The organism is Vagococcus lutrae (assembly GCF_023299185.1).
In the GTDB taxonomy this organism is placed as follows: Bacteria; Bacillota; Bacilli; order Lactobacillales; family Vagococcaceae; genus Vagococcus_A; species Vagococcus_A lutrae.
The window spans coordinates 1,733,249-1,747,508 of the sequence record NZ_CP097017.1 but is presented as its reverse complement, the minus strand read 5'-3'; the positions used below and the strand labels follow the sequence as shown (position 1 = coordinate 1,747,508).

Genomic DNA, 14,260 nt, shown 5'->3' with positions numbered 1-14,260 from the left:
ATACAAAAAAGCCAATGAGTTTTATGACTCATTGACCTTCTTACTTTTCGGAATATATTTAAAATTAGGATCGATTTCGTTATCGAGTTGCGCAAAGGCTCTAGACATACGTCGCTCGACTTCTTCAATCCCCTCTTGGTCTAACTTTTTAATATCACTGACGTCAATCGGATCACCAAAACGAACTGTAACCTTTTGACGTTTTAGTAAGCCTCCAAATGTTAGCGGCCCTTGATACACAGCTGGCACAATTGGAACACGTGCCATTTTGGCAATTAACGCAGCGCCTCCTTTTAACTCATCGGAGTGACGCGTCCCGCTAGGAAACATGATTAAACTCAAATCGGTATTACGTAGCGATTTGACTGGTGTCTTAATCACACTGGGACCAGGTTTTTCTCGATCAACAGGAAAAGCATGCGCGTGTTCTAAAATCCATCTTAAAATCGGATTTTTAAATAATTCTGCTTTCGCCATAAAAGAGAATTCTTTAGGCGACGCCGCTAAAGCAAAATAAATTGGATCCCACCACGTACGATGTGGCCCTACTAAGATGTAGTTCGTATCTGTTGGCAATTTTTCACGTTGTTCATAACTAGCACGGCCATTTATCACCCATACGATAAAACGGGCAACTTGTCGAATAAATCTAAAAAACATACTGAAACCTTCCTTTCAGACTCTTTGTGATAAGTATGCCGAAAAAAAGCCGAATCTGCAAGTTTTTTCTTTATATTACAGACTCGCTTACAAAAAACTTCATGTTATAATAAGGACTCAAACAAAAAAAGGAGACATCATCATGACTCACTCTTTACTACTAGAAAATGAACGCATCGACCAGTTTATCGCTGGCGATATTCAGATTATTCAAAGCCCTGAGGTTTTTTCTTTTTCACTCGACGCGGTTTTACTCGCACATTTTGCACGCATCCCTAAACGCGGGAAAATCGTCGATTTATGTGCTGGAAATGGAGCTATCGGCCTATTTATCAGCTCACGAACATCCGCAACGATTACAGGCGTTGAAATTCAAGCACGTTTAGCTGATATGGCTCAACGAAGTATTCAACTCAATCAATTAGAAACACAGTTAAACATACTAAATATTGATTTAAAAGAGACGACACAATATATAGACAAAGACAGTGTTGATGCTATCGTTTGTAATCCTCCCTATTTTAAAGAATTACCGACAAACACTAAAAATCCCAATCCACATTTAGCTATCGCTCGTCATGAAATCAGTGCGACTTTAGAAGATGTGATAGCTGTTTCAGCTAGCCTTTTAAAAATGAATGGGAAATTAACAATGGTACATCGTCCAGAACGATTGGTTGAAATTTTACAATTAATGCAGCAATACGGTATCGAGCCTAAGCGCATGCGCCTTGTCTATCCTAAACATGGCAAAGAAGCCAACACTCTCTTAATTGAAGGAATCAGACACGGTAAGCCTGGAGGCCTCGTTATTTTACCGCCCCTTTACGTATACGATGATACGAATCATTATTTACCTGAAGTGCAGGAGATGCTATATGGAAAATAATAAATCTCATTATTTCTACGTCTTATTATGCGCGGACAATACCTTTTATGGTGGCTATACGACAGACCCTGTCAGACGCCTAGCCGAACACAATGACGGAATTGGCGCTAAATACACGCGTATCCGAAGTCGCCGACCGATGAAAATGATTTATACCGAAGCTTTTACGACACGAAGTGAAGCCATGCGTGCAGAGTACGCCTTTAAACAACTCGCTCGCCATGAGAAAGAACGCTTTTTAAAAAACTATTTACCATAAGAAAGGAGCCCGTCTTGAATCAAACATTAATAGAAATCAAAGAATCAGACATGCGACGTTTCTACTCCGTTTACTTAGCACATCTCAATCGCTCTTTGTTAACACGTCTTAAATTAGCAGGTAGTGGCTTTTTGATTGTGAGTATCATGATTGCTCTCTTTTTGCCTACTTTTTTCCTCTTAGCTATTATCACGATTATTTTAAGTGCGATTTGTTTTTATTTTCAACAACGTATCGTCCCACACACATTGGAAAAACAACGTACTACTTTATTAGACAGCCTTTTTCTCGGTGTTTTTGATTTTAACATCCAAGACCAAACGCTTATATTCACCCATGCACGCTATCAACGGATATGGCGAGTAGATGATCTAGAAAAGTGTGTCGTAACACCCGAACATATCGCTCTCTTTCCAAAAGAAGATAAAATCATGTTAGTTTCTAAACTTCAATTAAACACAGAGGCACGTCATAACTTAACAAAAGTTTTAACAAACTGCCCTACCACTTCTTTAAACTAACAAAAACGACCTGAAAATTCAGGTCGTTTTTTAGATTTATTGTAAACCAATCATCATCGCAATCATAATCGCAATAGTTCCTAATATAAAGAAGAAACCTTGCATTTTAATTTGAAACTTCGCCCAAGTCGACCAATTCATACGCGCCACACCTAGCACCCCTATCAAGCTAGCAGATACTGGTGTAAACGTATCAACGAATCCAGCACCTAACTGATACGCTAAGACAGCCACTTGACGAGAAACACCTAGAATATCAGCCAGTGGAGCCATAATAGGCATTGTTAAAGCTGCCTGACCAGAATTAGACGTGACAACTAGATTAAACATACTTTGGAAAAGATACATTGCCCATGCCCCAATAAATGCTGGAACACCTGCTAAGACATTACCAATCCCATATAACATTGTATTTAAAGCAGACGGCATATTCGCATCCGCTCCCCCTAAAACTAACAAGATACCTTTAGCCATCCCGACAACAACTGCCGTCCCGGCTAAATCAGCTACCCCTGTTTGAAACGCAGACGCCACATCATTGATGCCCATATCATTTAAATTAAATATCACCGCAATAAAACCTGCCACAATGCCCATGACAAAAAATTGAGAGGCGATTTCAGGAATATAGTACCCTTTAACCGTCACACCCCATATAATCCAAATTAAAACAGCCAACATTTCTAACAAAATAAGTTTATGACCTAACTTAAACGCGACATCTTTTTCTTCAGTCGCACTTAAATGATCACGGAAATATTGGTCAGTCTTATAACTTAGGGACTTTTCAGGATGTTTCCGAATACGTTCACCGTAAATCATAATATAAGCTGCTGAAAGTGCCGTAATAACTACCCACATAATCAAACGGAAAGTCGCCCCTGATAAAATTGGCACACCGGCGATTCCTTGCGCGACTGCTACACTAAAAGGACTCATCCAAGAAGTTGCATTTCCGACTTGTGACGCAACATAGGTAACGGTCACCGCTACAATCGAATCATAACCAAGTGCGATAACAAACGGCACCATAATCATCGAAAAAGGAATGACTTCTTCAGCCATACCGAAAGTTGCCCCACCTAAAGAAAATAAGAAAAACAGAATCGGTAGTGCAAGTCTTTCTAGCCCTCGTGTTTTATTAATAAAACTATAAATCCCTGCATCAATCGCCCCTGTGGACATGATAATACCAAATGCACCACCGACAACGAGAATTAAAGCTACTATCCCTACAGCAGAACCATATTTATCACCAGAAACCAATCCCTCAAAAATATAATTTAAAAAGCCAAAACCGCCTACATCATCCGTTCCCCAGACACGTGCGGTTTTATGACGTTTCTTTTTTTGATCATAGATTTTGTCGCCATATAAATCGTACAACTCATCGTCATCTAACCCTATCTCTGCTAACTTCTCTTCAGTTAACTCGCTAGCAGTGTTTTCTTCCAACAACTGTTGCAAGTCTTTCTGATTGACCTCTGTTTCTTCCAATTTATCAGAATCCGTTAACAGACGCTCCAAAGATTCATAGACATACGTCTGATTCAATGGGTAATCGTAACGAAACGTTTCTGGTTTTAAAACCGTTCGTGTGCTTACGCCACCTTCGGCATTTTCATATTCCTTATCCTCCACACTAAACTTACCTGCTGGTACGAGAAACGTCAGTATCCAACAAAAAAGCACCACACCAAAAATAATGGCGTAGGTATGAGGGGTTTTCATTTGCGTTAAATCACGCTTTTTTCCCTTCATCTATATACCTCCCTATTTTTTCTTTATTTTTTTAAAAATCGTGCAAAAAATATTATAGCATATTTCTTTGCCATACGTCTTTTTTAGTGAAATAACACCTTTCACAAATGAAACCGGACACATTTTTAATTCTGTCCGTTCAAAAGGAAGCCTTTTCATTTTATAATAAAGACAAGTTAAAAAACGAAAGGAAGTCACGTAGATGAAAAAAATAATTAATCAACCAGAAAATGTTGTCGATGATATGTTAAATGGTTTAGCCTACGCTCATGAAGATTTAGTTAGACGCCTTCCCGATACAGGGGTAATTGTCCGTCAAAAAGAAGAAAAAGGGAAAGTCGCACTTGTTAGTGGTGGCGGAAGCGGTCACGAACCAGCTCATGCAGGGTTTGTTGGTAAAGGAATGTTAGCTGCAGCAGTCTGTGGACCTGTCTTTACATCCCCTACTCCCGACCAAGTACTCACAGCGATTCAAGAAGTGGATGCTGGCGCAGGTGTTTTCTTAATTATTAAAAACTACTCTGGCGACATTATGAACTTTGAAATGGCAAAAGATATGGCAGAAATGGACGACATCGCCGTTGACTTTGTTGTCGTCGATGATGACATTGCAGTTGAAGACAGTCTTTACACAGCAGGTAAACGTGGTGTCGCAGGTACCGTACTAGTCCATAAAATTTTAGGAGCTGCAGCAGATATGGGAGCTAACTTAGAAGAAATCAAAGCTCTCGCTGATAAAATCGTTCCTAATATCAAAACATTAGGAGTAGCACTATCCGGTGCAACTGTTCCAGAGGTTGGCCATCCAGGCTTTACTTTAGAAGAACAAGAAATTGAATTTGGTGTAGGAATTCACGGAGAACCAGGATACCGTAAAGCAGCTATTGCACCATCAAAAGAATTAGCAGCAGAAATTGTGGAAAAACTAAAAGGTCAGTTCGAGTGGAAAAAGGGCGATCGTTTTGCTTTATTAGTCAATGGATTAGGAAGCACACCATTAATGGAACAATATATCTTTATTAATGATGTGAAACAATTATTAGAAGCAGACGGTTTAGAGGTTGATTTTAAAAAGGTTGGCGACTACATGACTGCTATTGATATGGCAGGACTCTCATTAACAATGATGAAACTTGAAGAAGAAAACTGGTTAGACAAGTTAAACTATGCAACAGAAACAATTGCTTGGGTCTAACACGAAAGGACGTAACGAGATGAAACAAGAAAATATTCGAAAATGGTTAGATTTATTTACAGATAAAGTGAATGAAAATAAAAGTTATTTAAGCGATTTAGATGGCGCAATCGGTGATGGTGACCACGGAGCAAACTTAGCTCGTGGTACGGCTGAAATGAAAAAAGCACTGGAAGCAAAAAATCCAGAAACAGCCGCAGACATCTTTAAAATTGCAGGCATGACACTGGTTAGTAAAGTTGGTGGCGCTTCTGGTCCCCTTTACGGTTCTGCTTTTATGGGAATGGCTAAAGCAGCCAAAGATTCTGATGACCTCGTGACTATTTTAGAAGCAGGTCGAGATGGCATCCGTAAGATTGGTAAGAGTGATCGTGGGGAAAAAACTATGCTTGATATGTGGTTCCCTGTTATAGAAGCCTTAAAAGAAAACAAATTAACAGCTGAAGCTATTGCTTCATTTGCAGAAGAAACAAAAGAGATTAAAGCTACTAAAGGACGCGCCTCTTACCTTGGCGAGCGTTCGATTGGTCATCTTGATCCAGGTGCTGTTTCAAGTCAATATTTATTTGAAACAATGTTAGAAGCGGAGGTTATTTAAATGAGTCAATTAGGTGTGGTTTTAGTTTCACACGTTCCTGAATTAGTCACAGGTATTTCACGTCTTTTAAATGAAGTGGCAAAAGATGTTTCTATCACTATTGCCGGTGGTACAGATGATAACGAAGTCGGAACAAGTATGATGAAAATTGAAGAAACATTTGAAGCTAATGAAGCCGATACGATACTTGCTTTTTACGACTTAGGAAGTGCCAAAATGAACTTAGAAATGGCAATGGAAATGACCGATAAAGAGGTCACTCTTTACGATACCGCCTTTGTCGAAAGTAGTTACACGGCAGCGGCACTTATTCAAGCAGGTGCAACAAAAGAAATGATTGAAGAACAACTAGCACCACTTAAAGTTAAATAGGTAGTAATGATTTATCACATATATTAGGAGGAAAAAAACATGAGAAAAGCTTTTATCAGTCCAGCAAAATATGTACAAGGTGAAGATGAATTACTAAACTTAGGGTACTACATCAAAACATTTGGAGAGTCCGCGTTATTAATCGCTCACCAAGACGACATTGACCGTGTCCAAGCACAATTAGATGCCACTAAAGAAAAATTTGGTGTTAAGATTGTGGCAAGTCACTTTAACGGTGAATGTTCTCGTAAGGAAGTCGCTCGTCTACAAGAAGTGGCAAAAGAACAACACACTGACTGTGTTATCGGTCTAGGTGGCGGTAAAGCCATTGATACATCTAAATGTGTAGCAGAAGGTGAAAACTTAATTATTGTTCCAACTATCGCTGCTACAGACGCACCTACAAGTCACTCTGCTGTTTTATATACAGAAGATGGCGAGTTTGATGACTACGCATACTTCAAGCAAAGTCCAAGCGTTGTCCTAGTTGATACGACTATTATTGCAAATGCTCCGACTCGTTTCTTAGTTGCTGGTATGGGAGATGCCTTATCAACATTATTTGAAGCACGCGCAACTGCTCGTTCATTCTCAAATGTTAACGCTGGTCTACCAAACGGTTATTTAACAAAAGAAACAAAACCTGCTAAAAACACAATTGCTGCTTACACACTAGCTAAAGTATGTTATGAAACATTATTAGAAAATGGCTACCAAGCAAAAATTGCATGTGATAACAATGTCGTAACACCTGCTTTAGAAAACATTGTTGAAACAAACATTTTACTTTCTGGTTTAGGTTTTGAAAGTAGTGGTCTAGCAGCTATCCATGCTATTCACGATGGCTTAACTGCTTTAGAAGGAACACACCATTATTTCCACGGTGAAAAAGTTGCCTTCTCTACTATTTGTCAATTAGTCTTAGAAAATGCACCTAAAGAAGAATTACATGAAGTTTTAGACTTCTCACTATCAATCGGTTTACCAGTTTGTCTAGCAGACATTGGCGTAGAAAGCATTAGCTTTGAAGAAGCGATGGAAGTTGCTGAAAAAGCATGTATTCCAGAAGAATCTATTCACTCTATGCCATTCCCAATTGAAGTTGAAGCTGTTGCTTCTGCTATTATTGCCGCTGATAAAATTGGGGCAGACTACAAAAAGAAACACGCTAACGCTTAATTAAAAGCGCTATAGCACTAACTCATGTCAGAAGAGACTGTCGTGCCGCTAAGGTTTTAGACAGTCTCTTATTTTTATCTTGTTTAAAATATGGTACACTGTGTGAGTAAACATGTGAAAAGAATTAGAGGGAATTATCATGAAAAAAATAATCAATCGCCCCAGTGATGTTGTCACACAACTATTAAATGGGATTGCCTTCACGCATGATCATCTATTAGCCCGTGTACCACAAACTGGGATTCTGTATAGTAAACATCTCGCTGAAAAGACAGTTTCTATTATTAGTGGTGGTGGTACTGGGCATGAACCCGCTCACTCAGGCTATGTAGGAAAAAATATGTTAGCAGCGAGCGTCAACGGACCTGTTTTCATTCCACCAACTGCTGCAGAAATTTTCCAAGCCATCGAATTAGTCGATCAAGGTCAAGGTGTCTTGCTTATTATTAAAAACTTTGAAGCAGATGTCGCTTCATTTTTAGAAGCTGAACGACTAGCAATAGCAGCCGGTCACCAAGTGGGACATATTATAGTCAATGATGATTGTTCTATTGACAGTCACAATTTTAAAAAACGTCGTCGTGGTGTTGCGGGCACTGTCTTCGTCCATAAAATCATTACTGCTGCAGCACATGAAGGCATGGCTCTAGCCGATTTAATCTCTCTGGGAGAGCAAGTAGTCCTTGCCTTAAACACACTCGGAGTGGCATTAGCTCCGGCTTCAAAACCAGGTGCTCACGCTCCACATTTTGAACTAGGCGAACACGATATTTCCTTTGGCATCGGTATTCATGGTGAGGAAGGCTATCGTGAAGAACCGTTTGTTTCATCGGAAGTTTTAGCCAATGAACTGATTAATAAATTAAAATCACAATATCATTTGAAACCCGGCAGTCGTCTGGCCATTCTAGTCAATGGTTTAGGAAGTACACCACTTATGGAACTTTTTATTTTTACAAACGACGTCCGCCGACTTTTAGCTTTAGAAGGCTACGATGTGTGTTTTAAAAAAGTAGGCAACTACATGACCTCGTTAGATATGCAGGGAGTTTCACTCAGTTTCTTAGAAATTAAAGATGACAAATGGCTCGACTATTTAGAAATGCCTGTTGAAACATACAGTTGGTAAAAAAAAGACAATCAGTTGTAAACTGATTGTCTTTTTTTATGCATGTGAACGGTACATCCCTTTCATTGTTGTTTCTAGCACATCCGCAATATTTCGTGCCAAAATTTCAGGAGGTGTAGCACATTCATTAAATAGCCACTCTTTTGTCATTCCTACGATGCCATGTGCCGCAAAAGCTGACACAAAGGACATCGTCTCTTCCGTCAATTCTGCATGATTTTTACGCGCTAAATCAACCAATGCCGTCTGGAATAATTCTTTTGTATGTTCATAAAAGTAAGTATCGAATGAATTTTGTTCGCTAACTGCTAACGCATTGCGATAAAACACTTGATTCGCTTCAAAATAGCGTAGCATACGATACAATACTTTTTCCCACTCTTCATAGTCTAAGAAATCTCGAATATTTTCACTTATTTCTTGTTGATACGTCCAAGATAAAAGCTCATATTTGTCTTGAAAATAATCATAAAACGTCTGACGGCGAATTTCTGCAGTCTCCATAATTTGTCGAATAGACACCTTTTGAAATGGCGTCTCTTGCATAATTTTTTTTAAGGAATACGCAATAATTTTTTTGGTAATGAGAGATTCATGCATACACTTCGCCTCCTCTCATCATTATACCTTATTTCAAGTCTGTCTGAAAAGGAATAGTGTGACCGGCTGTTTAATCAGTAGGATAGGAAAGATACTGATAAATATCAGGTGACACTTTTTTGTCGAGTAGCATATGCATACTAACGACTGGTACCTTCCCTTTAGGACTGGACATGTACGTCTGCTCAACAGTATCTTCATCTGGTCGTATTGGTCCTAGATAATAAAAATCTGAACCCTCATCGTCATCTTTTTTTACAAAGAGGTACATCTCTGTCTGATATTTACTGGCATGAATAATCGGCTGAATCTCTTTTGAATCTAATTTCCTTTGACTTCTTGTAAACCACTTGAACATGTTCGTTGATAAAAATTCATCTTGATAGGCAACGGTACTTTCAACTTCTTCATGTTTATGGTAAGTAACAAAAATAGGACATTGATTATTTCGAACACGATAACCATATATCGTACTACTTATATCTTTCTCCCACCCCAACAATCGACAAACGTCTTTGCGTGTATACTGTTTGTTTACTGTTAAACATTCCTGCCAGTTGTATTCCTTTGATTTTTTTAGCCCAGCTTCTATAATATCAATGATATGGTTTTTAATAAATGGCTCAGAAAGTGCCTTACTTAATACTTGAGACTTCTTGAAAAAATTACCGTCATGTATAATAACAGCTTGATTTCCATATTTCTTTTTATCACTTTTACTATAAAAGCTTAAATCAAAGATATTTTTTAACGAATCCACGATAGCCTCAGAAACATGAATGTTTTTTCGTTTCAAGTCCCTTACAAACGTCTCTTCTGAAATTTCATCCATCATTATTACCTTTTTTAATAACAGCAACTCATGCGGACGTTTACCGTTTATTAATTCAAGTGTTAAAAACATTAATAATGCTTCTATTTCACCATCTATAGCAGGGACTTCTTCTTTTACAACTTCTTTTAAAAAATTTAAATAATGCCCTCTACGACTTGCTATAAGTTCTGGATCGAGAGAGTGCCATTTAATAAAGTCTACTAATTTAGGTATTCTACCAAGTTTATTTTTTAAATTGAAATAACCCTCTTTTAGTATTTTTAAGGTCGTAATATTAGTCGTTGCAATGGATTGATATATCTTCTGACGTGCAATCTCTTCAAAATTAATCACGGATAAACCACTAAGGCTATTGATATTAATAAATTGTTCTTTTATATCATTTTTATTCATAGATGTATTTCCAGTAAGCGCAATTGGTATTAAATAATTGTTTTTATAGTTACCGATAAAATCGATAATCGTTACATAATCTTTATTATTACTTTTTCGAAGTCCTCTACCCAATTGTTGAATAAAAATGATGCTCGATTGTGTTTGTCTCATCATCACCACTTGGTTAATACAGGGAATGTCAATTCCCTCATTAAAAATATCAACAGTTAAGATATACTCCAACATCCCCTGTTCAAGCATTTTAACGTATTTCTCACGTGTATTCATATCATCGTCACCTGTCAATGCAACCGTACGGTAACCCCTTTTGTTTAATGCTTGAGACAAAGCCATTGCCTCATCTTTTCTACTACAAAAAATCAACCCATGGCAAGTTTCACCACTATAACCGTAGTAATGAATCTTTTCAAGCAAAAATTCTACACGTTCATCTGATACTAAGTGAGTAAGTTTTTCCACTTCATCATAAGCTACTCCATCTAATTCATAATCTGTTACGCCAAAATAATGGAATGGACAAAGCATCTCTTCTTCCATCGCTTCTTGCAACCGTATTTCATATGCTAAATTATAATCAAATAAACCAAAAATATTAAAATCATCCGTTCGTTCAGGTGTCGCTGTCATACCTAATAAAAATTTTGGATGAAAATAGTCTAATACTTTTTGGTAAGAAGCTGCACCAGCTTTATGCACCTCATCTATCAAGATATAATCAAATGTTCCTGGATCAAAATGTTTTAAATGATCTTCTTTTGCTATTGATTGAATCGTCGCAAAGGTATATTTTTTATCATATTCCGCCTTACTACCTGTGATTTTGCCAAAAGAAGAAACACTTTCCCCCAGTATTTTTTGAAAATCCTGCATCGCTTTATTCAATATTTGCTCTCTATGAACAATGAACAAAAATTTTTTCGGTTGATATTTAAGGACATCAAAAGCCGATAAATACGTCTTTCCTGTTCCAGTAGCAGAAATAACTAGAGCCTTTTTCTCGCCGCTCTCTCTAATTTCTCTTATACCTTTTAATGCTTCTTTTTGCATTTTATTCGGCTTAATCGTCGTCACTTCATACGTTAAGCCTTCTTCTTCTAACAAACTCGGTTCACTTATAGCGGTTAGTTTTTGCTGTTTAAGATAAACACTCTCATAATTTTCTATCCATTTTTCTGTTAAATCTTCTGCATTTTTCCATAAAAGTTCGAACTGCTCGATAACTTGAGAGATTAGCTCGCCATTTTCATTAGAGGTTAACTTAACATTCCATTCATAATTCATCTTTAGCGCATTTAATGTCAGGTTAGAACTACCTACAATAAAACTTACGTGATCATGTGTTTTGAAAAGATAACCTTTCGCATGAAAATTGGAAACATTCGTTATTTTAACAGTAACATTTTCTATTTTTAAAAGTTCTCTAAATATTTTTGGATGATTAAAGTAAAGATAATCAGACGTAACTATTCTGCCCTCAATACCTTTTTTATGTAAATCTAATAAAACTGATTTTAACGCAGATAGGCCACTTTCTGTTATAAAAGCAACAGAAAAAAAGAAAGTCGCTGATTTTTTCAATTCTTCCTGTATATATGTTAAGACTGGAGGAGAAGACTGGTAGCGATTAAGTAAAAGCTGCGAGCGATAGTCCTGATTTGAAATAATATCTTTATTAATAAAACTTGTCTTTAAGGATTTTTTTAATTCTTTATTATTTATCATAGCCATTTCTCACATCATCAATAGTCATTAATTTTTTTACAATAGGAATATCGGCCGGCGCCCAGTCTACGGTATCTAATTTATGATAGGGCAGCCACTTAGCGTCTAAGTGCTCGGTTAAAACTGGTTCTCCTGTTACAATCTCACATATAAAAGTTGAAAGATTCACTTTACCAAAATCATAAACATAACTCGTTCGTTCAAAGAAATTCAAATTTTGAATTTCACATTCTAACTCCTCAACTATTTCTCTATATAGTGCTTCTTCTTCTGTTTCATTTTTCTCGATTTTACCTCCCGGAAATTCCCATAGTCCTCCTAGAGTTTTATCCAAAGGTCTCTGACAACAAAATACTTCGTTATTTTTTATCATAATTGCACCTACGACATTGATTTCTTTCATGTTCTTTTTCCTCCACAACTCTCTTCATTATCTCTATTCTATAACATATCTATATTAATACAAACTTCTATCAATAAAAAAAGAAGTAAGGAAAGATACTTCCTTACTTCTCTACTTACTTTCTAAAAGAAAAACCATGTGGCGACTAAATATATCACAGCAATATGTGCGGGATAGAAAATATAAAAGAACCATTTCATTTTCTTACCTTCTGCTCCATTATAAAGAGCGATAGGTAAAGCTGCAAATCCCATAGCCGCTTGAATCCAGTTCCCGCGCAGTCCGACGATTAAAGCCAATGCTATTAACAAGCTTACTTGTACCCATCTTTTTTCTCTAAAAATATAAAATAATAAACCTAGAAAGATAAAGACAATCCCACCTTCTACTGTAATGGCATTAGGTAGAAACAACAACATTTGTAGGACAATCATCGGTAGCGACATGCCTAATAAGGCAATGACAATGAACGGCGTGATTAAAATAAACGCCCAACCGAGTAAACTTTTCCAAAAGTAAGACCGATCTGTTTTCCATGAGAGTAAACCATCCCACGACCACATAGCTAAGACACTTAAAAAGAGCGTACCTAGCATAGAATTTATCAAAACAATCTGATTATTTGGCCATACACTTGAAATCGTCATGGTCACAAGATTTGTCAGCCAGAAAAACAACAATAAATTACGCATATATTTCCACTTCGAATGTGTATAATAAAAACCTTCTGCACTTAAAAATAAAAAAATCGGCGCGACAGTTCTGCCTAATAATGTCATCCACAATGGCGCGCCAAAACTAACAAACGCATCATAGCTATGGTCGAACACCATAAAAATAATGCCAATTATCTTTAAATCAAATCCTGACAATCCTCTTCTTTTTTCCAATTTATCTCTCTCCATATTCACTTTATTACTCTGTTAGAGTTAGTTATGTATTATAAAAGAAAGAAATTATTTCTGCAAATTTCAGAAAACATCTTAAAAAAAACTAAAAAAAAAGCAGCTACTATAGCTGCTTTTTTTTAATAACCAGTGCTTTCTTTCGCTGCTCCCGTCACGATGGCGATACCTGCACTTGCCCCAATACGAGTGGCACCTGCTTCCACCATTGCATCAACATCTGCTTTGGAATGAATACCACCAGATGCTTTAACTTCTGCTTTATCTCCCACTGTTTCTTTCATTAATTTCACATCCTCAGGTTTTGCTCCTGCTGTTGAAAACCCAGTAGATGTTTTAACAAAATCTGCCCCTGCTTCGACAGCTAATTGACATGCTTTAACTTTTTCCTCATCTGTTAATAACGCTGTTTCAATAATCACTTTGACAAGTGTTTTACCAGCTGCTGCATCCACTACTGCTTTAATATCTTCCAGAACTGTTTGTTCATCGCCACTCTTCAAAGCGCCTACGTTAATAACCATATCCACTTCATTAGCGCCATCTTCAATCGCTTGTTTCGTTTCCGCCGCTTTAACAGCTGAACTATTAGCGCCTAAAGGGAAACCAATAACGGTACATACTTTAACATCAGATTCTGCTAATTCTTTCGCTGCTAAAGATACCCAGTATGGGTTAATACACACTGAGAAAAAGCCGTATTCTTTCGCTTCCTCGATTAATTTTAAAATATCCTCTTTTGTTGTGTTTGCTTTAAGTGCCGTATGGTCAATTAGTTTTGCTACGTTCATTTTACAACATCCTCTCTATTTGTTCTGTTGTCTTTAGTATACGCT

15 protein-coding genes are annotated in these 14,260 nt (G+C 37.3%); 8 read left to right on the top strand and 7 right to left on the bottom strand.

Annotated elements, in window-relative coordinates:
- Positions 1 to 21 precede the first annotated feature (21 nt).
- Complete coding sequence (locus M2919_RS08485; RefSeq protein ID WP_248848638.1) at positions 22 to 660, bottom strand: lysophospholipid acyltransferase family protein; 639 nt, start codon at positions 658 to 660, stop codon at positions 22 to 24.
- A 142-nt stretch (positions 661 to 802) separates the two neighbouring features.
- Between M2919_RS08485 and M2919_RS08480 the strand changes: the two genes are divergently transcribed.
- From M2919_RS08480 to M2919_RS08470, 3 genes are read left to right on the top strand one after another with little or no spacing between them, the layout of a single operon-like run.
- Complete coding sequence (locus M2919_RS08480) at positions 803 to 1,549, top strand: tRNA1(Val) (adenine(37)-N6)-methyltransferase (RefSeq protein WP_248848637.1); 747 nt, start codon at positions 803 to 805, stop codon at positions 1,547 to 1,549.
- The gene (locus M2919_RS08475) at positions 1,539 to 1,808 is read left to right on the top strand and encodes a GIY-YIG nuclease family protein (RefSeq protein WP_023606812.1); all 270 of its coding nucleotides are present in this window, start codon (positions 1,539 to 1,541) and stop codon (positions 1,806 to 1,808) included. The genes M2919_RS08480 and M2919_RS08475 overlap by 11 nt, the downstream gene beginning before the upstream one ends.
- A 14-nt stretch (positions 1,809 to 1,822) precedes the next feature.
- Positions 1,823 to 2,329 (top strand): hypothetical protein, encoded by a 507-nt coding sequence (locus tag M2919_RS08470; protein WP_248848636.1) that lies wholly within the window; start codon positions 1,823 to 1,825, stop codon positions 2,327 to 2,329.
- A gap of 36 nt (positions 2,330 to 2,365) precedes the next feature.
- Here M2919_RS08470 and yfcC read toward each other — a convergent pair whose 3' ends face one another.
- Entirely contained in the window at positions 2,366 to 4,060 is a 1,695-nt protein-coding gene (yfcC, locus tag M2919_RS08465) for a putative basic amino acid antiporter YfcC (protein ID WP_420857196.1), read from the bottom strand.
- Positions 4,061 to 4,292: 232 nt separating this feature from the next.
- On the opposite strand from yfcC, the gene dhaK reads away from it, so the two are divergent.
- From dhaK to dhaQ, 5 genes are all read left to right on the top strand, one after another.
- Positions 4,293 to 5,285 (top strand): dihydroxyacetone kinase subunit DhaK, encoded by a 993-nt coding sequence (gene dhaK / locus M2919_RS08460; protein WP_202585139.1) that lies wholly within the window; start codon positions 4,293 to 4,295, stop codon positions 5,283 to 5,285.
- A gap of 19 nt (positions 5,286 to 5,304) precedes the next feature.
- Entirely contained in the window at positions 5,305 to 5,883 is a 579-nt protein-coding gene (gene dhaL, locus M2919_RS08455; RefSeq protein WP_248848634.1) for a dihydroxyacetone kinase subunit DhaL, read from the top strand.
- On the top strand, positions 5,884 to 6,255 hold the full coding sequence (gene dhaM / locus M2919_RS08450; RefSeq protein ID WP_248848633.1) for a dihydroxyacetone kinase phosphoryl donor subunit DhaM: 372 nt from the start codon (positions 5,884 to 5,886) through the stop codon (positions 6,253 to 6,255). It begins immediately after the preceding gene.
- Between the two features lie 39 nt (positions 6,256 to 6,294).
- Positions 6,295 to 7,434: a glycerol dehydrogenase gene (locus M2919_RS08445; RefSeq protein WP_126760930.1), complete on the top strand. Its 1,140-nt coding sequence runs from the start codon at positions 6,295 to 6,297 to the stop codon at positions 7,432 to 7,434.
- A gap of 139 nt (positions 7,435 to 7,573) precedes the next feature.
- Positions 7,574 to 8,563 (top strand): DhaKLM operon coactivator DhaQ, encoded by a 990-nt coding sequence (dhaQ, locus tag M2919_RS08440; protein WP_248848632.1) that lies wholly within the window; start codon positions 7,574 to 7,576, stop codon positions 8,561 to 8,563.
- Between the two features lie 36 nt (positions 8,564 to 8,599).
- Here dhaQ and dhaS read toward each other — a convergent pair whose 3' ends face one another.
- The 5 genes from dhaS to deoC form a co-directional block, all read right to left on the bottom strand.
- The gene (gene dhaS, locus M2919_RS08435) at positions 8,600 to 9,163 is read right to left on the bottom strand and encodes a dihydroxyacetone kinase transcriptional activator DhaS (protein ID WP_023606800.1); all 564 of its coding nucleotides are present in this window, start codon (positions 9,161 to 9,163) and stop codon (positions 8,600 to 8,602) included.
- Positions 9,164 to 9,233: 70 nt separating this feature from the next.
- On the bottom strand, positions 9,234 to 12,122 hold the full coding sequence (locus M2919_RS08430) for a DEAD/DEAH box helicase (RefSeq protein WP_248848631.1): 2,889 nt from the start codon (positions 12,120 to 12,122) through the stop codon (positions 9,234 to 9,236).
- A complete protein-coding gene (locus M2919_RS08425) occupies positions 12,106 to 12,519 on the bottom strand; it encodes a (deoxy)nucleoside triphosphate pyrophosphohydrolase (protein ID WP_126760936.1) in 414 nt (137 codons plus the stop codon). Before M2919_RS08425 ends, M2919_RS08430 begins: the two co-directional genes overlap by 17 nt.
- A 122-nt stretch (positions 12,520 to 12,641) precedes the next feature.
- Complete coding sequence (locus M2919_RS08420; RefSeq protein WP_248848630.1) at positions 12,642 to 13,409, bottom strand: TraX family protein; 768 nt, start codon at positions 13,407 to 13,409, stop codon at positions 12,642 to 12,644.
- 137 nt (positions 13,410 to 13,546) lie between these two features.
- Positions 13,547 to 14,215, bottom strand: a complete 669-nt coding sequence (gene deoC / locus M2919_RS08415; RefSeq protein WP_126760940.1) for a deoxyribose-phosphate aldolase — start codon at positions 14,213 to 14,215, stop codon at positions 13,547 to 13,549.
- Between the last annotated feature and the right edge of the window lie 45 nt (positions 14,216 to 14,260).

Bases quoted from the DNA above. Each gene is read 5' to 3' on its own strand.
- dhaQ (WP_248848632.1), top strand. From the start codon at position 7,574: ATGAAAAAAATAATCAATCGCCCCAGTGATGTTGTCACACAACTATTA.
- dhaL (WP_248848634.1), top strand. From the start codon at position 5,305: ATGAAACAAGAAAATATTCGAAAATGGTTAGATTTATTTACAGATAAA.
- dhaM (WP_248848633.1), top strand. From the start codon at position 5,884: ATGAGTCAATTAGGTGTGGTTTTAGTTTCACACGTTCCTGAATTAGTC.
- deoC (WP_126760940.1), bottom strand. From the start codon at position 14,215: ATGAACGTAGCAAAACTAATTGACCATACGGCACTTAAAGCAAACACA.
- M2919_RS08425 (WP_126760936.1), bottom strand. From the start codon at position 12,519: ATGAAAGAAATCAATGTCGTAGGTGCAATTATGATAAAAAATAACGAA.
- dhaS (WP_023606800.1), bottom strand. From the start codon at position 9,163: ATGCATGAATCTCTCATTACCAAAAAAATTATTGCGTATTCCTTAAAA.
- yfcC (WP_420857196.1), bottom strand. From the start codon at position 4,060: ATGAAAACCCCTCATACCTACGCCATTATTTTTGGTGTGGTGCTTTTT.
- M2919_RS08445 (WP_126760930.1), top strand. From the start codon at position 6,295: ATGAGAAAAGCTTTTATCAGTCCAGCAAAATATGTACAAGGTGAAGAT.
- M2919_RS08480 (WP_248848637.1), top strand. From the start codon at position 803: ATGACTCACTCTTTACTACTAGAAAATGAACGCATCGACCAGTTTATC.
- M2919_RS08485 (WP_248848638.1), bottom strand. From the start codon at position 660: ATGTTTTTTAGATTTATTCGACAAGTTGCCCGTTTTATCGTATGGGTG.
- dhaK (WP_202585139.1), top strand. From the start codon at position 4,293: ATGAAAAAAATAATTAATCAACCAGAAAATGTTGTCGATGATATGTTA.
- M2919_RS08430 (WP_248848631.1), bottom strand. From the start codon at position 12,122: ATGGCTATGATAAATAATAAAGAATTAAAAAAATCCTTAAAGACAAGT.
- M2919_RS08475 (WP_023606812.1), top strand. From the start codon at position 1,539: ATGGAAAATAATAAATCTCATTATTTCTACGTCTTATTATGCGCGGAC.